The following is an 18,872-nucleotide window of genomic DNA, read 5'->3' as shown; positions in this document are numbered from 1 at the left end:
GCTATGGACGCAGGCGCGTGGGGTCAAGGGTATCGGCCACCCCGTCCAGCAGCGGATCCGGCAATGCCATCAGGCTGCGCGTCGCGGTCCACAGGATGGCCGCGCCTATGGCACGACCGGGATAGATCGCCTGCAGCGCCGCGCGATAGGCGGCCATCTGACGCAGGATCCCCTCTGGCGTGGCGTCGGGCGTCGCCGGTACCTCGGTATTCGATTTGTAGTCGATGGCAAGCACCTGATCGTCGCGGACCAGCAGCCGGTCGACGGTGCCGTGCAGGATGCCCAATCCGGGCAGCGGCGCGGTCAGGCGGACTTCGCGCAGCACGGTGGTGCCTTCGGGCACATCCATCACCTGGGCCAATGAAGGTGCCTGAATGACCGCGCGCGCCTCGGACATCAGGTCGGCGAATTCGGCCGCGTCGGGCAACCCGCCTTCGGCCCCGGCAAGGGCGGCCCGGGCCAGCCCGTCCCAGGCCTCGGGCGGTGTACCCGGTAGATGTTCCAGCAGCAGGTGCAGTCGCGTGCCGCGCAGCATCGCGGCCTCGGGATCGGCGTCGTCGACCGGGCCGGTCAGCACCTTGGCCCCGCCAAGCGACGTCGCGGCGACGGGGCGCGCGCGTTCCGGCGGCTGCGGGGCGGGCAGGCGCGCCCAATCGGGCACCGCGATCCGGGCGGGTGACACGGGCTGGGTGCCGACATCGCCGGTGGGCCAGTCGCCGAATGACAGCCGCAGGCCGGTGCCTATGCCGTCGATCGGGATTTCCGCACGATCCAGCGACGCGCGGCCGGCTCCGTCCGCGATCATCGCGTGCCAGCTGTCCAGCCCAGCCCCGGTCTCGCCCGCCGCCGCCACGATCAGCCAGCTTTCGGCCCGCGTCATCGCGACGTAAAGCAGCCGGCGGCGTTCCTGTTCCTGCAACCGCGTCTGCTCTGCGACGGCATCGGCCACCGCGTCGGGGCGTTCTGCGGCGCTGCCGCGCCATGTCGGGCGGCCATCGATCCGCACCGTGCGGGTGCGACTGTCGGGACGGCGCTTTCTGGTTTCGGGCAGGATGACCACCGGGCTTTCCAGACCCTTGGACCCGTGCACGGTCATGATCCGGATCAGCCCGCCCGCGCCCCCCGGCAATTGTCGCTTGACCTCGACCTCGTCGCTGGACAGCCAGACGAGGAAACCGGTCAGTGACGGCGTCTCGGCACTTTCATAGGCAAGGGCCTGCGACAGCAATTCGTCGATCCCGTCCTCGGCTTCTTCTCCCAGTCTTGCGATCAGCGCAGCGCGCCCGCCATGCCGGGTCAGCAGGCGCGAGATCAGGTCATAGGGCCGCCAGTAATCGGCCTTGTCCATCAAATCTGACAAGACTGCGTACGCGTGCGTATGAGACGAGGCACGCAGTTGCTGGTTCAGGTGTTTCTTGCCCCGCCCGACAGCCAGCCGGTAAAGATCGTCTTCGGACAAACCGAACAGCGGTGATCGCAATGCGGCGGCCAGCGACAGATCGTCCTCGGGCGTGGCCAGCACCGACAGCGTCGCGGTGATGTCGCGCACCGCCAGTTCGGCGGCCAGTTTCAGCCGGTCGGCCCCGGCGACCGGCAGCCCGGCGGCCTTGCATTCGCGCAGAAGATCCTCGAACAGGCCGGCCCTTCTTTGCACCAGAATCTGGATATCGCCCGGACCGATGGCGCGCAGATCGCCTGTCTTGGCGTCTCGCAAGGGGGTGCCGATCATCGCCCTGATCTGGGATGCCACCGCGCGGGCCAGCATCGTGTCGGCGGCGTTTTCGGCGGGCGCATCGACCGGCTGGGTCCAGTCGCCCGGCTCGGGTCTGTCGGGTTCGGCCAGCGGCGGCCAGATATCGACGCGGCCCGGCAAGGCGTCGCGAAAGGCGATATGACGGGGCGGATCGCCCAGCCCTTCGGCCGCCTCACCCTGAAACACTGCATCGACCAGCGACAGGATCGCCGGGGACGAGCGGAAGGAATGTGCCAGACCGCGCTGCTGCATCGGGCGCTGGACGGCGGCAAAGTCATCGCCGAACCGGGCGCGCATTTCCTCGAACACGGCGATGTCGGCGCCCTGAAAGGAATAGATCGACTGTTTCGGGTCGCCCACCACGAACAGCGTGCGGGTGCGGTCCTGCGCGCCCGCGCCGCTGGTGAATTCGTCGGTCAGGCTGCGCACGACGCGCCATTGTTCGGGGCTGGTGTCCTGTGCCTCGTCGACAAGGATATGGTCGATGCCGCCATCCAGCCGCCACAGCACCCATTGCGCCATGCTGGATTCGCGCAGAAGCTGTGCGGTCTTGCGGATCAGGTCGTCGAAATCCAGCCAGCCATGCGCGGCCTTGCGCTGCGCCAGCCGCCGCGTGAATTCATGGCCAAAGCGATGCAGCGCCAGCGTCTTGCCGGCCAGCGCCAGCGCCAGCGCGTCAGCGCGGGCATCCTGCACACGCAGCATCAGGTCTTCCAGATCGGCCATGAACGGTGCGCACGGGCCGGTCCGCAGTCCCTTGGTCGGAAGGCTGCCGATTTTCGCGGTAAAGGGTTCCTTGGCGCCGGATCCCGTCAGCAGCGCGCCGATCAGCAGGTGCAGTTCGGCCATGCCGGGCGCGTGCCAGTTGCCCTGACCCAGCTTGGCGGCCAGTCGCGCATCGGTCGTGCCGCCGGTCGCAAAGACCGGCAGCAGCGCATCGAACAGATCAGCCTCGCCCCCCTCGAACACATGGCCCAGCAACAGATCCTCGGTCAGTCCGGCCGGCAGCCCCAGTACCGCCCAGATCGCCTCCGCGTCGGGGGTATCGCCGAAATCGGCCTCGGACAGGCTGGCCAGGAACCCGTCCAGATTGTCGCCGCCATGCAATGCGGTCAGGTCGCGGATCGCGGGGTCGCCGTCGTGGGCCATTTCCTCGACGATCTCGGCGCGCAGAACGCGGGCCGAGCGGTCGTCCAGTTCCGCGAACCCCATCGGGACGCCGGCTTCCAGTGGAAAGCGCCGCAGAAGCGCCGCGCAGAAGCTGTGGATGGTCTGGACCTTCAGCCCGCCGGGGGTTTCGATGGCGCGGGCGAACAACCGCCGCGCCTGTGCCAGATCGGCGGTGACGCCCTCGCCCAGATCCGCCAGTGCGGCGCGCAGCCGGGGTTCGGGCAGCATCGCCCATTCGCCCAGGCGGCGCAGCAGACGGTTCTGCATCTCGGTCGCGGCCGCCTTGGTATAGGTCAGGCACAGGATGCGTTCGGGCGCGCAGCCCGACAGCAGCAGACGCGCGACGCGGTCGGTCAGCACCCGCGTCTTGCCCGATCCGGCATTCGCCGTCAGCCAGGTCGAGCGCAGCGGATCGGCGGCGGCGATCTGGTTCAGCGTCGCGTCATTCGTCATGGCCGACCTTTCCGGGCTGCGGGTCATCGGCCAACGACCATTCGCCATAGCGCGCCAGATGATCATAGTCGCCGGCATAGGCCCGCAATTCCGGCGCCCGGATCGCGGTGAAGCCTGTTCCGCCGGTCAGATATGACGCGATCAGGCGCAGGAAGCCGTCCCAGTTCTGCCCCTCGATCACGGCCGAGAAGTCGCGTTCGTGGGTCGCGCCATCGCCCCCCAGCTGGATATAGCGGATCCCGGCCACGTCCACCGGACCCAGATCCGGGAATCCGCCGTGCCGGGCCATTGCGGCCTCCAGCACCAGTTGCTTGTCGAAATGCGCGATCTGCGCGTCCGATGGCGGCTTGCCGGACTTGTAGTCGTAGATCATTGCCCGGCCATCGTGCAGCAGGTCGATCCGGTCGGGTTTTGCGGTCAGCCGGAAATTCATGCCGGGCACCCGGACCGCGCCGCGCTGTTCGATTACCTGCGGGCTGCCCTCGGCCAGCCGGGCCAGTTCGTCGGAAACGATCCGGTCGGCGATCCCCTCCATCCGGGCCTGCCAGAAGGCGCGGGCCGATGGCCACGGCACCTCGTTTTCCAGAACCTGCGCGGTGATTGCCAGAAATGTCCGGCGCAGCGCGTCGGGCGGGGTCTGCGCTGACGGTCGTGTGCGCAACAAGGCCTCGACGATGCTGTGCAGGGTCTGGCCGCGCAGGGCGGCGTCGGGTTCCGGGCGCAGCGGGTTCAGCGGCCGCAGTTTCAGCACCCGCTTGGCATAGACGGCGTAGGGATCGCGGATCAGCAGCGCGATATCCGTCACGGGAAGTTCGTCGAAGGCGGGTGCGGGCGGAATGGGCGAGGGGCGGGCAGCCGGCGCCAGCCGTGCGTTGGGCCGGGCCGCGGCCTCGGCCAGGGCCAGCCACTGCCTGCCACGTTCACGCATTGCGTGCAGCGCCTGGGGGCCGTTGCGTTCCGGCAGGCCGGCCATCAGATTTGTCAGACGGTTCAGCCAGCGCGACGGAATTGTCTCGGCTTCCGCATTGCGCTTTGCCCGTGTCAGGATCACCCGCGCAGCACCGATGCCTTGCTGGAAATCATGCGCGGCCAGACCGATCTGGCGTTCCGGCAGGGTAAGTCCGGACTGCAGCCGCATCTGGCGCGACAGCCAGGGGTCGGGCGTCAGTGCCTGCGGCCAGCCGCCTTCGTTCAGGCCCGACAGGATGACCAGGCCCGCGCCCACGATCCGTGCCTCGCGCGGGCCGCGGATTTTCAGCAGTGGATTATAATCTGCCTCGGTGCGGTCGGCCAGCGCCTGCAGTTCATCGTACAGCAGGCTGGCAAAATCGCCCGGGCCCAGATCCGGTCCTTCCCCCGCGTGTTCGGCCAGATGGTCAATGACGGATCTGGCAAGCTGGCCGGGCTTTTTCTTCCACAGTTCCGACGCGTTTGCATCGCCACCCGGGCCAGCGGCCAGCATCTCGGCCATGTGGCGAAGATCCGCCAGCCGGTCCGAAATCGGGCGGGGCGTCAGATCGGTCTCGAAGACCTTGAAGCGATCTGCAACGTCTGCCGCCCATTCTGCCCACAGCTTGCGCACCTCATCGCCCCGTGTCGCCCAGTTTCGCAACGCGTCGCCGGTGGGAAAGACCGGCCCCCGGTCGCGCAACTCCAGTTCCAGATCACGTGCCTGACGTCTGGCATCGTTCGCACCGATCATCAAAGAGCCGGTCGCCGTCAGCGGATGTTTCAACAGGATCAGCAGCCGGTCGATGGTCAGTGCCTCGCCGAACAGCCCCGTCACATGGCGCAGGAACAGGCCCGGCGCGGTCTGCGGCAACGGACGACCGGCACTGTCATCTGCGCGCAGATGCCAGCGGTCCAGTGCCGCGTTCACACGCCGGATCAGGTCGCGATCGGCGGCGATCAGCGTCACCGGCGTGACCCGTTCAGCAGCGTCGCGCATGACCAGGGCGATGGCTTCGGCTTCTTGCCCAGGCTGGTCGGCCTCGATCAGGGTCAGCCCATCGCAGGCGGGCAACAGGTCGGGCAGGGACGGTCCCTCGGCGATCCACTGGTCTGTGACCGGGGCGGGCCTCAGGGCCAGTGACACCAGCCGGTTGCGGTCGGGTGCCGCGGCGGCTGCGTCCGTCCATGCGCGGGGCATGCCGACTGCGCCGATCAGGGGCGCGAAGCGGGCTTGCGGATGATCCTCGGCGGTGACGTCCAGCCGGTCCCACACATCCTGCGGCTGGCCCGCGTCAAAGCCGGGCAGCACGACGGCGCCGTTCGGCAGCCCGGCCACCGCCTGCATGAACAGCCGCGTCGCACCGTGCGATCCGGTCGAACCCGCGACGATCACCGGATCGGCAGGCAGGTTCAGTCCCCGGGCCCAATCGGCGGCGGCGGTCTGGGCTGCGATGCGCTGGCGGGCGGCGCGATCGACCGGCGCTCCCTTCAGGTGGAAATCGGCGGCGATGCGCAGGAATTCCAGCGCATTTTGCCAATGGCGCGCATGATCACCGGTGTCGATGGAATACAGCGCATCCGGGCCGCAGCCTTCGGTCTGCATTTCGGTCATCAGGTCGGCCAGCGAATGCGCCAGCGCGGGCACCGAATGGCCAGCCGCCAGGTCGGGGCGCTTGCGCAGCAATCCGTCGATCAGTCGCGCCAGTTCAAGCCTGCGCGCCAACGGTGCGGCAAGCGGTCCATCCGCCGCCGCCGGACCTGCGCCCAGATCGGTCACGACCCGTAGAGTCGGCAGCAGAAGCGGGCCGTGCCGGTCAAAGGCGTCCTGCATTGCGGTCAGGGTGCGGCCGGAATTGGCATAGATCGTGACGCGCGCCACGGCCTCGGGCGGCTGGCCGGACATCCGGTCCAGAAAACCGTGCACGAACTCGGCCGCGAAATCGACGCCGGGCGGAAGGGCGAACAGGCCGCTTTGCCACTCAGCCATGCAGCAGCGCCTCGGCCAGCGGAATTGCGTCGGGGCGTCCGACATCGCACCAGCCGCCCTTGTGGATCATGCCGAACGCGGTCCCCTGGGCGATCATCAGATCCCAGAGACGGTTCAGCGAAAACACCTTCTCGGGAATGTCGGTCAGCAGGTCGGGCCGGATGATCTGTGCCCCGGCATAGACGAAATCGCCCTTGCGGCTGATCCGCCCGTCCTGATCCAGCGCGAAATCGCCCGCGCCGATCCGCGCCGTGGCGCCCTCCAGCGGGACCAGCGCCAGAAGCGCGTGCATGTCGTCGCGCCACGCATCGGCCAGCGCGGCCAGAGGGTTCGGCCCGGTCCAGACCACATCCGGGTTCAGCGTCATCACCGGCCCCCGCCCCAGCAGCGGCAGCGCCTTTCGCAAGCCACCGCCAGTGTCGAGGATGGTGCCGGGTTCGTCGCTGATCGCGACGTCCTGCCCGGCCAGATGATCGGCGATCTGCTGGCCCAGATAGTGGCTGTTCACCGCAATCGGCGCGCATCCGGCCTGCCGTCCCAGCGCCAGCGCACGATCCAGCAGGGTCTGTCCGCCGACCCGGATCAGCGGCTTCGGACATGTGTCGGTCAGCGGGCGCATCCGCGTGCCAAGCCCGGCGGCAAAGATCATCAGCGGGCGCATTGGCGGCGGATCCTTTCAATGGCGGCGCTGTCCGGGGCGGGGATGTCGGCGATGATCCGGGCCAGCGGCGTCAGCGCCGGATGGCCAAGATCGCGCTGCAGATGATCCCAGACGCGTGGCATGAAATCCAGATAGCGCGGCTTGCCATCGCGCAGGCAAAGCCGGGTGAAGATGCCGACGATCCGCAGGTTCCGCTGCGCCCCCAGCAGCGCATAGGCGGCGCGGAATCGATCCCGGTCCAGACCGGTCGCGGCCAGATAGCGGGCGATGCAGTCGGTCTCGATCCGGGGATCGACGTCTCGGCGGGCGTCCTGCAGCGCCGAGACCAGATCATAGGCCGGATGGCAGGCCACCGCGTCTTGATAGTCGATCAGGCCAAGCGCGGCATCGCCGTTCCAGATCAGGTTCTCGGCGTGGAAATCGCGCAAGGACAGGACCGGGGCCATGTCTGCCGCCAGTTCGGCATGCAGCCGGGCGATGGCGGGCGCAATGTCGCGCGCGGCGCCGCCTGGGTGGCCGACCGCCTGCGGATACCACTCTGCGAACAGTCCCACCTGGTCTGCCAGGGTGGGGCCGTCCAGCGCGCAAACGAAATCGGGTGCCGGATGACGATGCAGATCGACCAGGAAATCGGTGATCCGGTGATAGATCCTGGGCGCAAGGTCAGGTTGGGCCTGCAGCACGCGCGCAACCAGATCGTCGCCCAGATCCTGCACCAGCAGCAATCCTGCTGCCTGATCCTCGGCCAGGATCGCGGGGGCCGCAAAGCCGCGATCTCGCAGCCAGCGGGTCATCCGGGCAAAGCGGGCACAATCGCCCGACGGATCGTCCATCAGAACGGCGCTGCCTGCCTGATCCGTCAGGCGGAAATATCGCCGGGCGGATGCATCGCCGGCCAGTGGCAGGACCCGCGCCGCGCCCCAGCCGGCGGCGACCACGAACCGCGCCCGTTCCGCGGTGCGGATGACATCCGGGCCGGACAGGGCGATGTCACGCAGATCCGGGTCGTCCTTCATGGTGATCAAGACGGTCAGCGCGCGTTCGGGCAGGGCCTCCATCCGGTCTGGCCATTCGATCAGGCAGATCGCGTTGTCCTGCGCCTCGTCCAGCCCCAGCTCGTCCAGTTCGGAGGGGTCGGTCAGGCGATAGAGGTCGGCGTGCCAGATCTCGGTTCCCATCGGGTCGTCATAGGTCTGAACCAGCGTGAAGGTCGGGCTGGGCACGTCCTCGGCGGCCTCGCCCTGCCGCGCACGGATGAAGGCGCGCGCGAAATGGGTCTTGCCCGCGCCGACCGGCCCGTCCAGCAGGATCGTGTCGCCCGGCCGCGCCGTGGCCGCCAGCATCCGTGCAAGGGCGGCGGTCATGGTTTCGTCGGCGGTCAGTCGCGTGCTGGTCATGCCCCGCTTCTAGCTGGTTGTCGGGCTGGTGCAAACGCCCCGTGTCATGGCACTATCTGTCCGGTGCTGCCGCCAGTGGAAAGGACGCCTCATGCTGCGATTTGCCCTTGTCTTCATGCTGCTGGCCCATCCGGCCCTTGCCACGCAGGAATATATCCTGCCGACCCTGTTCGACGTGACCGAGGTCGCCCCGGATGACGTGCTGAACATTCGCGAACGGCCCGATGCCTCGGCCCCGGTGATCGGTGCGCTTGCCCCGGATGCGACGCGGATCGAGGTCGTGCAGGAACAGGATGGCTGGGGGCAGGTGAACAGCGGCGAACGGGCAGGGTGGGTGTCGATGCGCTTTCTCAGCTATCGCACCGATGTCTGGCAGGACGGCGCCGTGCCGGACGGGTTCGCCTGCTTCGGAACCGAGCCCTTCTGGGACGTCAGGATCGACGGCGGCGATCTGGTGCTGAGCGGTGTGGACATCGAACAGGAACGCCACATGGTGCAATCGATCCTGGGCACGGGCGTGTTCGGCGACCCAGCCCGTGCCGTGGTGGCCGAGGGGATCACGCTGGTCGAAACCCCGCAGATCTGTTCTGACGGGATGTCTGATCGCAGCTTCGGGATGCGCGCGACGTTGATCCGCCATGGCGATACCCCAAGCCTGCTGTCGGGGTGCTGCCGGATCGCGGACTAGGGTGGTATCTCAGGTCAAGCCCAGCACGTCGGCCATATCGTATTCGCCCGGTCCCTTGTCCTGGCCCCACAAGGCCGCGCGGATCGCGCCGCGTGCAAAGATGGCTCGATCGGTCGCGATGTGGCGCAGGATCAGGCGTTCGCCCGCACCGGCGAAGATCACGTCATGTTCGCCCACCACGTCGCCGCCGCGAATGGCGGAAAAGCCGATGCTGCCGGGCTCGCGCGCGCCTGTGATTCCCTCGCGCGCCGGGGTGCGCAGATCGGCCAGCGCGGCGCCGCGTCCTTCGGCCGCGGCCTCGCCCAGCATCAGCGCCGTTCCCGACGGCGCATCGACCTTCATGCGGTGATGCGCCTCGACCACCTCGATGTCCCATTCCTCGCCAAGCGCGGCTGCCACCTTTCGGGTCAGGCCGACCAGCAGGTTGACCCCAAGGCTCATGTTGCCGGCGCGAATGATCGGGGCGTGACGTGCCGAGGCCGCCAGTTTCGCCAGGTCGTCCTCGGCCAGACCGGTGGTGCCGATCACGTGCACCGCGCGCGCCTGCGCCGTCAGTTCGGCAAAGGCCACGGTGGCCGCCGGCGCGGTGAAATCGATCACGGCCTGGGCCCGTGCGATCACGCCGACCGGATCGTCGCTGACTATGACGCCCACCGGCTGCCCGCCCATCGCCTCGCCGATGTCGCGACCGATCCAGTGGTGGCCCGCGCGTTCCAGCGCGCCGGCCAGCCGACAGTCGCCGTTCTCAAGGATCAGCCGGATCAGCATCTGCCCCATCCGCCCCGAGGCACCGGTCACCACGATACCCGGCAGATCCCCGGTTTCGGTCTGTTGGAAATCGCTCATCCATCACCCCCGCGTTTCCCGCCTCATACCCCGTTGCGGCGCGGCCCGCGACCCCCTACATCGGAACGCATGGCACAGAACCGCTTTTCCCATGGCTCAGGCCCGTCGCAGCGCCAGCTGCGCGTGGGCGAGCTGATCCGCCGCACCCTGTCCGACGTGCTTTTGCGCGCGGATGTGCACGACCCGGATCTGAACCGGCATTCGATCACCGTCGGCGAGGTTCGGACCTCGCCCGATCTGAAGGTCGCGACCGCCTATGTTCTGCCGCTTGGCGGGCATGACGCCGAAGAGGCGTTGGCCGCGCTGCGCCGCAACGCGCCCGAGCTGCGCCACCTGGTCGCCAAGGCCATGACGCTGAAATATGCGCCGCAGTTGCGGTTCCAGCTGGACGAAACCTTCGACCGGCTGGATGATACCCGCCGGATGTTCGCCGATGAACGGGTCCGCCGCGATGTCGAGGCGCCCGACGACGACGCATCGGAACGCGACGGGCACGATGATCGCGATGATGCTTGAGGTGCAGAGGCAGCTTGGCGTCGCGCTGGGAATGATGTTTGCCTTCGCGCTGCCTGCCGCCTCGGATGGTTGTGGCCATCTCGAACATGACGGACAGGGCTATGTCGTCTGTCAGGTCGAGGCCGCGCAGGAACCCGCACTGCGGCTGTGGCAGGACGACGAAGACGGCAAGCCGCTGAACAATTTCAACAATGTCCGCAAGTCCCTGGCGTCCGGCGAAAGGCTGGATTTCGCGATGAACGCGGGCATGTTCCATCCCGATTACCGCCCGGTCGGGCTGCTGGTGATCGACGGGCAGGAACGGCACGGAATCAACACGCAGGCGGGCGGCGGGAATTTCGGGATGCTGCCTAACGGCGTCTTCTGCACCGGTGGCGCGCGGCCCTTTCAGGTGATCGAAAGCCGCGCCTTTGCGAAGGCGCACCCCGAATGCCGACTGGCCACCCAATCAGGTCCGATGCTGGTCATCGACGGCGCGTTGCATCCGCGCTTTCTGGTCGATTCCGACAGCCGCTATATCCGGAACGGCGTTGGCGTGTCGCCCGACGGGCAGACCGCGTGGTTCGCGATCTCTGACCGTCCGGTGACCTTCCATCAGTTCGGTCGGCTGTTTCGCGACGGGCTGCAGGTGCGTGACGCGCTGTATTTCGACGGCTCGATCAGCAGGCTTTATGCTCCGGGCGTGAATCGCGCGGATTTCGGGCGCAGTCTGGGCCCGATCATCGGGCTGGTCGGTACGACCGAATGATGCGGCGCGGTTGACCCGCGCCCGCCCGAGGGCTATCTGCCCGGCTTCGATTTTTTCCAAGAGGGTCTCATGGCACGCAAGAAGGGCCGCGACATCACGGGCTGGCTGATCGTGGACAAGCCCGCGGGCGTCACCTCGACTTCGGTCGTGAACAAGGTGCGTTGGGCGCTGGATGCGAAGAAGGCGGGCCATGCCGGCACGCTGGACCCGGATGCGACCGGCGTTCTGGCCGTCGCTTTGGGCGAAGCGACCAAGACGGTGTCGATCCTGACGGACGCCTTGAAATGCTATGATTTCAGGGTGAACTGGGGGGCCGAGACCACGACCGACGATGCGTCGGGGGAAGTGCTGCGAAACGCCGAGGAACGTCCCGACCGCGCCGCGGTCGAAGCTGCGCTGCCAGGGTTCATCGGCCAGATCATGCAGGTTCCGCCAGCATTCTCGGCGGTCAAGGTCGATGGCGAGCGCGCCTATGACCTGGCCCGCGAAGGCGAGGAACTGGATCTGGCGGCGCGACCCTTGTGGGTTGAAAGCCTGACGCTGATGGATGCGGATCGTGACACCGCACGGCTTGAAATGGTCTGCGGCAAGGGGGGCTATGTCCGGTCGATCGCCCGCGATCTGGGACGCAAGCTGGGTTGCCTTGGCCATGTCGCCGAGTTGCGCCGGGTCTGGTCGGGACCCTTTGAGGTCGAGGACGGCGTGGCCTTCGACAAGGTGGACCGCGAGGCGCAGGACTGGCTGCAGGCACAGCTTCTGCCGCTGGAATCGGCGCTGGACGATCTGCCTAAGCTGCGCGCGACGCCGGAAGGCGCGATCCGTATCCGCAACGGAAATCCCGGCGAGGTGACCGGCGGCGCGGAATGGGGTGATCTGGTCTGGGTCAGCGACGGCAACCTGCCAGTCTGCATCGGCCGCTATCAGGGCGGCAAGGTCCAGCCTGAGCGGGTCTTCAATCTGTAGGGGCTGCCGCCCGCAATTGCGGGCATTGCCGCAAAGTCGAAGTCTCAGCGAGGGCGGTGGGCGCCAAGGAACGGGCCATCGCCGGCCGCGTCGATGCGCGCGATGGCCTCGGCGATCGGTTCCAGAATGACCGCCATCTTCCATGCCGTGGCATGGATCATCAGATCGGGCGATACCGCCAGCGCGACATGACCCGGCCAGAACAGCAGATCGCCGCGGCGGATGTCGGTCACCTCGGGAAAGGCCGCACGCTGCAGATCGCTGTCGCCGGGGCAGGCAATGTCGCAACCGCTGAGTGCTGCCTGGACGAGGCCCGAACAGTCGATCCCCCAGTCGCTGTTGCCGCCCCAGAGATAGGGCGTGCCGATCAGCAGCTCCGCCACTGCCACGGGATCGGTGGCGGGTTGGTCGGCGATATGCGGCAGCGGCACATATCCACCCGTGGCAAGACGCGCGAACCCAGCTTCGATCCCTTCGACGGCCAGCCGCGCGCCGATGGACAAGGCGTGCATCTGATGCTGCTTCATGTCCGGGCTGGGATAGGCATGGGTGGCGGGCGCCGTGACGCGGTGGGTCAGGGGTGGCAGATCGCGGGTCAGGGCGGTGTCCCGCAACCAGCCGCAATAGCCGTCCAGCCCCATCTGCACGAATGTCCAGTCGCCGTCCCGGTCGATCACCGTCGCCTCGGCGCCGAAATTCACCTGCCGGTCGCGCCGTCCATCGGGCGCGTTCAGCAGGTCCGCCAGAGGTACGGCCAGACGCGCGGGCGTGCCGGGCGTATAGTCGGGACGATCCAGGATTCCCCGCAGGCTGGCCAACGCGATCCGGTCGGTCGCCGGGGTCAGGCGGCGATCAAGGCTCATGGCAGGATACTCGGCAAGGCGGCCAGCAGGGCGCGCGCGCCCTGTCCTACACCGCCCTTCGGACGGCCCGGCGCGGCGGTCGGCTGCCAGCCATAGATGTCCAGATGAACATATCTGCCCGCGCCCCGGGCAAAGCGGCGCAGGAACAAGGCGGCGGTGATCGAGCCTGCCATTCCGCCCGAAGGGGCATTGTCAAGATCGGCGATTCCCGGTTCGATCACGCTGTCATAGGCGGCCCAGAACGGCATCCGCCACAGCGGATCCGCCGCGTCCATTGCGGCGGCCTGAATTGCCTGCGCGGTCGCATCATCATCGCAGTAGAAGGGCGGGATATCCGGTCCCAGCGCGACCCGTGCCGCCCCGGTCAGCGTCGCGAACGAGATCATCAGATCGGGGCTTTCTTCGGCCGCAAGCGTCAGCGCATCGGCCAGCACAAGACGCCCTTCGGCGTCGGTGTTGTTCACCTCGACCGTCAGTCCCTTGCGGCTGGTCAGCACGTCGCCGGGCCGGAACGCATTGCCGGCCAGGCTGTTTTCCACCGCCGGGATCAACACCCGGATGCGGCGTCCGCGCGCCGCGCCCGTGCCAGCCAGCATCTGCAGGAAGCCAAGCGCCGTCGCCGCCCCGCCCATGTCCTTCTTCATCAGGCCCATCGACGCGCCGGGCTTCAGGTTCAGCCCGCCGGTGTCGAAACACACGCCCTTGCCGACGATGGTCAGCATCGGGCCGTCGCCATCCCCCAAACGGATGTCGATCAGCCGCGGCTGGGCCTGGGCGGCGCGGCCGACCGCGTGGATCATCGGCAGGTTTGCGTCCAGCAGGGCCGTGCCGGTGGTCACCTCGATGGAGGCGCCAAGCCGGTCTGCAAGCGCGCGGGCCACGTCTTCCAGTTGCTGCGGCCCCATGTCGCTGGCGGGCGTGTTGATCAGGTCGCGGGTCAGGAATTCGGCCGCGGCGATCGCCTGCACTTCCTGCGCGTCAAGCCCTTCGGGGCAGACAAGGCGGGCGCGCCCGGCGCCGGGGCCGGACTTGTAGCGGGTGAACCGATACTGACCCAGAAGCCAGCCAAGCGCCGCCTGCCGCGCATCCATCCCCTCGGGGATGACCGCCAGGCGCCAGTTGCCCTCGGGCAGTGTCTCGGCGGCGCGGGCCAGGGTGAAACGCTGCCGGTCGGCGCGGTCCCGGTTGCCCAGTCCGAACAGGGCGCCAGCGACCCCGCCGCGACCATCGGGCAGCAGGCATAACTGCCCCGCAGCGCCGTCGAAGCCGCAGCTTGCGGGCCATGTGCCGGCGTCAGCGGCGTCCGGAACCGGCTGGCCCTGCCATACGGACCAGATCGGCAGGGCGTCCTGATGGCTGGGGGCGAATTCGGGCGTCATCTGCGGTGTCCTTGGCTGCGTCGGGCCAGACTACATCCTGCTGTCGGGTCCGCAAGGCCCCGCCCTGCGTCCGTCGCCGGCCCGCATCAGCCCGACTTGTCGCGATCCCAGATCGCCGTCAGCGACCGGTTTCCAACGCGCATCAGGCGGGCACGGACTGCGGCCAGTGCCGCCGTTTCGCGCCGTTCGGCCAGCGCGCCAAGATCCATCGCGACACCGGCAAGCGACAGCAATCCGATCTGCCAGGCCAGCCGCGACAGCCTGTCGGCATGATCGACGGCCAGCGCAAGATCGCCATCGGCAAGCGCGCGGTCGGTGGATTCCAGCGCCACCGCAAGCTGCTCCAGCGCCAGCCCGATGACGTTCTGCGCGGCCGTTTCGCCCAGTTCGCTGATGATGTCGCTGACGCGCCTTGCGTCCACGCGCACCGGTTCCGATACCGCCAGCGCCTTGATCTGTGCCATCCGCACCTCCGACAAATTCCTGTCCGCACCTATCGGGGCAACATGACCGCGGGCGATGAACAAAGGCTTGACCGCCCTGAAAGAAACCGCTCGAATTTTCCTCAATCTCAGCATATCAAGCCGCCAAACGCGCGAGGTCAGCCATGCACAACGTCCGCCCCCTACCGCAGTATCTGGTCAGCCGCTTTCACGGCTGGAAGGCCACGTCCTATGCCGAGAACAGCGCCTGGTATCGGCGTCTGGCCGACGATGGCCAGCGTCCGCGGGCGATGGTGATCTCGTGCTGCGATTCGCGCGTTCATGTCACCGGCATCTTCGGCGCGGATACTGGCGAGTTCTTCATTCACCGCAATATCGCCAATCTTGTGCCTTCCTATGCCCCCGACGGCCAGCAGCACGGCACTTCGGCTGCGGTGGAATACGCGGTGACGGCGCTGAAGGTGGCGCATCTGATCGTGGTCGGCCACACAAGCTGCGGCGGCGTGGCGGGTTGTCATGCGATGTGTTCCGGCAAGGCCCCCGAGCTTGAGGAAAAATCCAGCTTCGTGGGTCGCTGGATGGATATCCTGCGGCCGGGCTATGAGCGCATCAAGGATCTGCCAGAGGATCAGCAGGTCAGCGCGCTGGAGCGCGAGGCCGTATTGGTTTCGGTCGAGAACCTGATGACATTCCCCTTCGTCAAGGCGGCCGTCGAGTCGGGTGAGATGTCGCTGCACGGGCTTGTTCACGACATTCGCGAAGGCACGCTGTATCAGGCCGAGGATTCGGGGCATCGCTGGACGGTCGTCTGATCCGGCATTGCCGACCCGGCCCGTGAATCAGCGCCGGGTGGCGGCATGGGTGCCAGGCCATGATCGGTGGCGATAGTCTTGGACCATAGGATCGAAACGCGCGGGTTGACGGCGATGGCGAAGGGAACCTGTCTGCAGTGCAGGCCAACGGCTCGCCTGCGCCGGGCAACGGAGGTCGTTTCACCACACCGGATGGCGTCGACCGACAGATCTTCGAAGTCCGGATCTTCGACGACAGCGTCTACACCTATATCGATGCCGACGGTGCGCTTCAGACCTATGTGGCCAGGGCTGTGGTGTATCAGATCGGCAAAGGCGATTTGGTGGTGAGGATGCGCGACGACGACAGCAACGCGGCACCCGAGGATTTTCTGTACCAGAACAACACCAGTGTCGAACTGGGCACCTGGGATGAAGTGCAATACACCAGCAATATCCTCGCAAATTTCGACGAATTTCCGCCCAATGTCTGTTTCACTTCGGGTACGCTGATTGCGACGGCTGACCGAGAGGCCGCGATCGAAGACATCAAGACGGGTGAACTTGTGGTGACGCGCGATGCAGGCCTGCAGCCTGTGCACTGATTGGTTCGCGCAGGCTGAGTGCGGAAGACTTGGCCGCCCGCCCCAACCTGCGCCCGATCCACATCCGCGTCGGCGGGCTGGTTGATGCGCAAACCCGGTAATTGCGCCTACAGACAGCTGAAAACAGCGCAGCTAGAAGGCCCGCACATCAAACTAACTCTTTAAAACGGGAGCCAAAATATGAAGATCACGATCGTTTTTGCCGCACTGCTGGCTCTGGGCGCATGCAGCCCCAAGCAGTATGAATCTGAACCGGTGACGCTCGATACGGCCCAGGGCCCGGTCGTGTGTCAGCTCTATACGAAAAGCCTCGTTCAGTGGGACCGTTCGATCTCTCGCCCCGATGCCATGTCGGTCGAGACCGCAGATGCGCTTTGTGCCAAGGAAGGCCAGCGTCAGCAGGGCTGATCCTACGCGCCTGACGGCAGGATCTGGCCAGGTTCCGGATCCGTTAGTCGGCTTGCGCCGAGCTTGGTCTCATATTTCGCGTTCCGGAATTGGCGAATGGTAACCCTTCCCGGTTCAGGAGGGAGGATTGACCAATCTTGTGGCCTGCGTGGATTGACCGGAACGGCCTCTTTACCGCTGTCCTGAACCCTGCATCACATGGAGGAGTTGTCGATGTCCGAGCAACTTGGACAAAGAAAGGACCCTCCTATGCAGAGAAAACAAACGGTTGCGCTAAGAACGGATTGACGCCGCGCTCTTGAAATTGCGCGTCGCTTATTGCAGATCGGCCTTAACTCACGAAGCGGTGATAGTCCGGGGTGGCATCGCTGAGATCAGTTCTTGGTCGTGAGCGGGCACGAACCGCCGGCTCAAAATACTTTGCTTAGCGGAGCGACTAGCTATGCCAGAGAGCACTACTTTCAATGTCATCTACCTTGGTCAACTTGACATCATTGATCCCATGGAAGGCAATGGCGTGTTGTCTGAAACGGCGGTGAACAATCTGCTTGGGACCTATGGATCAGAGGCGGATCCGCTGTATCAGCAAGTGCGAACCTGGAGCGCGATTGACTACAGTGGTGGAAACTCGAGTGACTACGATATTGACAACGAGACTTCGAACGACACGTTCCAGATCGATGGGGGCAATGCCCAGTCGTTCGATGCTCTTCAGTATTACGACGGCACAATTACCTATTACGACGGAACTTCTGTCACGACCACATTGCAGGTTGCACAGGACGTAAATGGTGAAAGCTATATCGTCCCTCCCGCTTCGGCATCAAGCTACGGTGATGCGCTGGAAGCCAAGGCAATTGAAAGCATCACGCTGACCTCGCCTGCATGGATCAATAGCGATAATTTTAACGGTCGCCGCCTGACCGCCGAACGTGAGGTGGTAGAGTTCGCCTGCTTTACCTCTGGAACGCTGATCAGGACGCCCGACGGCGAGGTCGCAATCGAAAAGCTGGCGGTGGGCGATCCGGTGCTGACCCTTGATGAGGGATATCAGATTGTGCGCTGGATTGGTTCCCGCAGGCTGAGCGCGGAAGACTTGGCCGCCCGCCCCAACCTGCGCCCGATCCGCATCCGGGCCGGCGCGCTTGGCGAGGGCACGCCGTTCTCTGATCTGCTGGTCTCGCCCCAGCATCGCGTGCTGGTGCGCTCGAAGATCGCGCAGAACATGTTCGGGACCGCCGAAGTGCTGGTCGCGGCCAAGCAGCTTCTGTCGATCGAGGGCATCGATGTGGCTACGGATGTGACGCAGGTCGATTATGTCCATTTTCTGATGGAGGACCATCAGGTTGTGATCTCGAACGGTGCCGAGACCGAGAGCCTTTATACCGGACCTCAGGCCCTGAAATCAGTCGGCCCCGCCGCGCTGGAAGAGATTTTCTTGATCTTCCCGGAACTGCGGGACCGCGAGCCCGACCGGCAACCCGAGGGCGCGCGCACCCTGCTGACCGGTCGTCAAGGTCGCGAGATGGCCGAACGTCACGCCCGCAAAAGCCGCGCGCTGGTCGCGTAGATCCTTCGCAGACAAACGTCGCAGCAAGGCCAGCGACGTTTGTCTGCAATCTACGGCGGCAAAGCGACCGATCCCGTATCAGCGTCCGGGACGCCAGCGGATCACGCGCCATAGATAGACCAGAAGCAGTGCGACGATCACGGCGGTCGAGACCGGGTTCAGCCAACTGCTGACCTGGTCATAGCGGTCTTCCAGCCAGTATCCGGCAAGGGCCAGGGCAGCGCACCAGATGAGGCTGCCCAGACCCGAAAACAGGATGAAGCCCGGCAGAAACATGCGCGCCAGCCCGGCCGGAACCGAGATCAGCGTCCGAACCGTCGGCACGAAGCGCCCGAAAAACACCACCGACCGGCCGTGACGGTTGAACCAGGCCTGCGCGCGGTCCAGTTCCGATGGTGTCATGGTCAGCCAGCGCCCGTGCCGCCGGACCAGCTTGCGCAGGCGGTCGGGGCCATAGATCAGCCCGACCAGATACCACAGATAGGCCCCGGCCAGCGACCCGGCCGCGCCCGCGCCGATCGCCAGCCACAAAGGGATGGTGCCGCGCGCGGCGTTGAAGCCTGCCAGCGGCATGATCAGTTCCGAAGGGATTGGCGGGAAGACGTTTTCCAGAAGCATGAGGGCGGCGATGGCCCATGCCCCGCCGCCCTCCAGAAAACTGGCGATGCCGTCGAACAAGA

General features: G+C 66.4%; 17 protein-coding genes. 8 read left to right on the top strand and 9 right to left on the bottom strand.

The genetic code is table 11. The features are described 5' to 3' along the window. Position 1: 1 nt before the first annotated feature. From addA to tsaE, 4 genes are read right to left on the bottom strand one after another with little or no spacing between them, the layout of a single operon-like run. The gene (gene addA / locus J7359_RS01900) at positions 2-3,376 is read right to left on the bottom strand and encodes a double-strand break repair helicase AddA (RefSeq protein ID WP_209054819.1); all 3,375 of its coding nucleotides are present in this window, start codon (positions 3,374-3,376) and stop codon (positions 2-4) included. Next, entirely contained in the window at positions 3,366-6,314 is a 2,949-nt protein-coding gene (gene addB, locus J7359_RS01895) for a double-strand break repair protein AddB (protein ID WP_209054818.1), read from the bottom strand. The genes addA and addB overlap by 11 nt, the downstream gene beginning before the upstream one ends. Further along, positions 6,307-6,975, bottom strand: coding sequence for a nucleotidyltransferase family protein (locus J7359_RS01890; RefSeq protein ID WP_209054817.1), 669 nt, complete (start codon positions 6,973-6,975; stop codon positions 6,307-6,309). Before J7359_RS01890 ends, addB begins: the two co-directional genes overlap by 8 nt. Then, a complete protein-coding gene (gene tsaE / locus J7359_RS01885) occupies positions 6,963-8,372 on the bottom strand; it encodes a tRNA (adenosine(37)-N6)-threonylcarbamoyltransferase complex ATPase subunit type 1 TsaE (protein WP_209054816.1) in 1,410 nt (469 codons plus the stop codon). Before tsaE ends, J7359_RS01890 begins: the two co-directional genes overlap by 13 nt. 91 nt (positions 8,373-8,463) lie before the next feature. Here tsaE and J7359_RS01880 point away from each other — a divergent pair, with 91 nt between their 5' ends. Then, on the top strand, positions 8,464-9,060 hold the full coding sequence (locus tag J7359_RS01880) for an SH3 domain-containing protein (RefSeq protein WP_209054815.1): 597 nt from the start codon (positions 8,464-8,466) through the stop codon (positions 9,058-9,060). Positions 9,061-9,069: 9 nt separating this feature from the next. On the opposite strand, the gene dapB is transcribed toward J7359_RS01880, so the two are convergent. Further along, positions 9,070-9,906 (bottom strand): 4-hydroxy-tetrahydrodipicolinate reductase, encoded by an 837-nt coding sequence (dapB, locus tag J7359_RS01875; RefSeq protein WP_209054814.1) that lies wholly within the window; start codon positions 9,904-9,906, stop codon positions 9,070-9,072. Positions 9,907-9,975: 69 nt separating this feature from the next. Between dapB and rbfA the strand changes: the two genes are divergently transcribed. The 3 genes from rbfA to truB all read left to right on the top strand — a co-directional run bounded on the left by rbfA (position 9,976) and on the right by truB (position 12,133). Next, positions 9,976-10,422, top strand: a complete 447-nt coding sequence (gene rbfA / locus J7359_RS01870) for a 30S ribosome-binding factor RbfA (protein WP_209054813.1) — start codon at positions 9,976-9,978, stop codon at positions 10,420-10,422. 31 nt (positions 10,423-10,453) lie between these two features. Then, positions 10,454-11,170, top strand: a complete 717-nt coding sequence (locus J7359_RS01865) for a phosphodiester glycosidase family protein (protein ID WP_247740132.1) — start codon at positions 10,454-10,456, stop codon at positions 11,168-11,170. Between the two features lie 69 nt (positions 11,171-11,239). Continuing rightward, positions 11,240-12,133 carry a tRNA pseudouridine(55) synthase TruB gene (gene truB, locus J7359_RS01860; protein ID WP_209054812.1) on the top strand — a complete coding sequence of 298 codons (894 nt, stop codon included), beginning with the start codon at positions 11,240-11,242 and terminating at the stop codon, positions 12,131-12,133. A gap of 44 nt (positions 12,134-12,177) precedes the next feature. Here the strand turns inward: truB and J7359_RS01855 are convergent, their stop codons facing one another. The 3 genes from J7359_RS01855 to J7359_RS01845 all read right to left on the bottom strand — a co-directional run bounded on the left by J7359_RS01855 (position 12,178) and on the right by J7359_RS01845 (position 14,839). After that, on the bottom strand, positions 12,178-12,996 hold the full coding sequence (locus J7359_RS01855; protein WP_209054811.1) for an NlpC/P60 family protein: 819 nt from the start codon (positions 12,994-12,996) through the stop codon (positions 12,178-12,180). Next, positions 12,993-14,375 (bottom strand): leucyl aminopeptidase family protein, encoded by a 1,383-nt coding sequence (locus J7359_RS01850; RefSeq protein ID WP_209054810.1) that lies wholly within the window; start codon positions 14,373-14,375, stop codon positions 12,993-12,995. The genes J7359_RS01855 and J7359_RS01850 overlap by 4 nt, the downstream gene beginning before the upstream one ends. A gap of 86 nt (positions 14,376-14,461) precedes the next feature. Continuing rightward, on the bottom strand, positions 14,462-14,839 hold the full coding sequence (locus tag J7359_RS01845; protein ID WP_209054809.1) for a hypothetical protein: 378 nt from the start codon (positions 14,837-14,839) through the stop codon (positions 14,462-14,464). A gap of 143 nt (positions 14,840-14,982) precedes the next feature. Between J7359_RS01845 and J7359_RS01840 the strand changes: the two genes are divergently transcribed. From J7359_RS01840 to J7359_RS01825, 4 genes are all read left to right on the top strand, one after another. Continuing rightward, positions 14,983-15,630 carry a carbonic anhydrase gene (locus J7359_RS01840; protein ID WP_209054808.1) on the top strand — a complete coding sequence of 216 codons (648 nt, stop codon included), beginning with the start codon at positions 14,983-14,985 and terminating at the stop codon, positions 15,628-15,630. Positions 15,631-15,767: 137 nt separating this feature from the next. Next, positions 15,768-16,214, top strand: coding sequence for a Hint domain-containing protein (locus J7359_RS19860; RefSeq protein WP_247740105.1), 447 nt, complete (start codon positions 15,768-15,770; stop codon positions 16,212-16,214). Positions 16,215-16,394: 180 nt separating this feature from the next. Further along, entirely contained in the window at positions 16,395-16,622 is a 228-nt protein-coding gene (locus J7359_RS01830) for a hypothetical protein (protein WP_209054807.1), read from the top strand. A gap of 502 nt (positions 16,623-17,124) precedes the next feature. Beyond that, the gene (locus J7359_RS01825) at positions 17,125-18,192 is read left to right on the top strand and encodes a Hint domain-containing protein (protein ID WP_209054806.1); all 1,068 of its coding nucleotides are present in this window, start codon (positions 17,125-17,127) and stop codon (positions 18,190-18,192) included. 78 nt (positions 18,193-18,270) lie between these two features. Here the strand turns inward: J7359_RS01825 and J7359_RS01820 are convergent, their stop codons facing one another. Further along, complete coding sequence (locus tag J7359_RS01820) at positions 18,271-18,870, bottom strand: DedA family protein (protein ID WP_209054805.1); 600 nt, start codon at positions 18,868-18,870, stop codon at positions 18,271-18,273. Positions 18,871-18,872 lie beyond the last annotated feature (2 nt).

This window comes from Paracoccus sp. R12_2, from assembly GCF_017744015.1.
Lineage (GTDB): Bacteria > Pseudomonadota > Alphaproteobacteria > Rhodobacterales > Rhodobacteraceae > Paracoccus.
The sequence above is the reverse complement of the archived record's forward strand: the minus strand, read 5'-3'. Positions and strand labels throughout refer to the sequence as shown.

Excerpts from the sequence above, each read along its gene's own strand:
- addA (WP_209054819.1), bottom strand. The coding sequence starts at position 3,376 with ATGACGAATGACGCGACGCTGAACCAGATCGCCGCCGCCGATCCGCTG.
- addB (WP_209054818.1), bottom strand. The coding sequence starts at position 6,314 with ATGGCTGAGTGGCAAAGCGGCCTGTTCGCCCTTCCGCCCGGCGTCGAT.
- J7359_RS01890 (WP_209054817.1), bottom strand. The coding sequence starts at position 6,975 with ATGCGCCCGCTGATGATCTTTGCCGCCGGGCTTGGCACGCGGATGCGC.
- tsaE (WP_209054816.1), bottom strand. The coding sequence starts at position 8,372 with ATGACCAGCACGCGACTGACCGCCGACGAAACCATGACCGCCGCCCTT.
- J7359_RS01880 (WP_209054815.1), top strand. The coding sequence starts at position 8,464 with ATGCTGCGATTTGCCCTTGTCTTCATGCTGCTGGCCCATCCGGCCCTT.
- dapB (WP_209054814.1), bottom strand. The coding sequence starts at position 9,906 with ATGAGCGATTTCCAACAGACCGAAACCGGGGATCTGCCGGGTATCGTG.
- rbfA (WP_209054813.1), top strand. The coding sequence starts at position 9,976 with ATGGCACAGAACCGCTTTTCCCATGGCTCAGGCCCGTCGCAGCGCCAG.
- J7359_RS01865 (WP_247740132.1), top strand. The coding sequence starts at position 10,454 with ATGATGTTTGCCTTCGCGCTGCCTGCCGCCTCGGATGGTTGTGGCCAT.
- truB (WP_209054812.1), top strand. The coding sequence starts at position 11,240 with ATGGCACGCAAGAAGGGCCGCGACATCACGGGCTGGCTGATCGTGGAC.
- J7359_RS01855 (WP_209054811.1), bottom strand. The coding sequence starts at position 12,996 with ATGAGCCTTGATCGCCGCCTGACCCCGGCGACCGACCGGATCGCGTTG.
- J7359_RS01850 (WP_209054810.1), bottom strand. The coding sequence starts at position 14,375 with ATGACGCCCGAATTCGCCCCCAGCCATCAGGACGCCCTGCCGATCTGG.
- J7359_RS01845 (WP_209054809.1), bottom strand. The coding sequence starts at position 14,839 with ATGGCACAGATCAAGGCGCTGGCGGTATCGGAACCGGTGCGCGTGGAC.
- J7359_RS01840 (WP_209054808.1), top strand. The coding sequence starts at position 14,983 with ATGCACAACGTCCGCCCCCTACCGCAGTATCTGGTCAGCCGCTTTCAC.
- J7359_RS01830 (WP_209054807.1), top strand. The coding sequence starts at position 16,395 with ATGAAGATCACGATCGTTTTTGCCGCACTGCTGGCTCTGGGCGCATGC.
- J7359_RS01825 (WP_209054806.1), top strand. The coding sequence starts at position 17,125 with ATGGAAGGCAATGGCGTGTTGTCTGAAACGGCGGTGAACAATCTGCTT.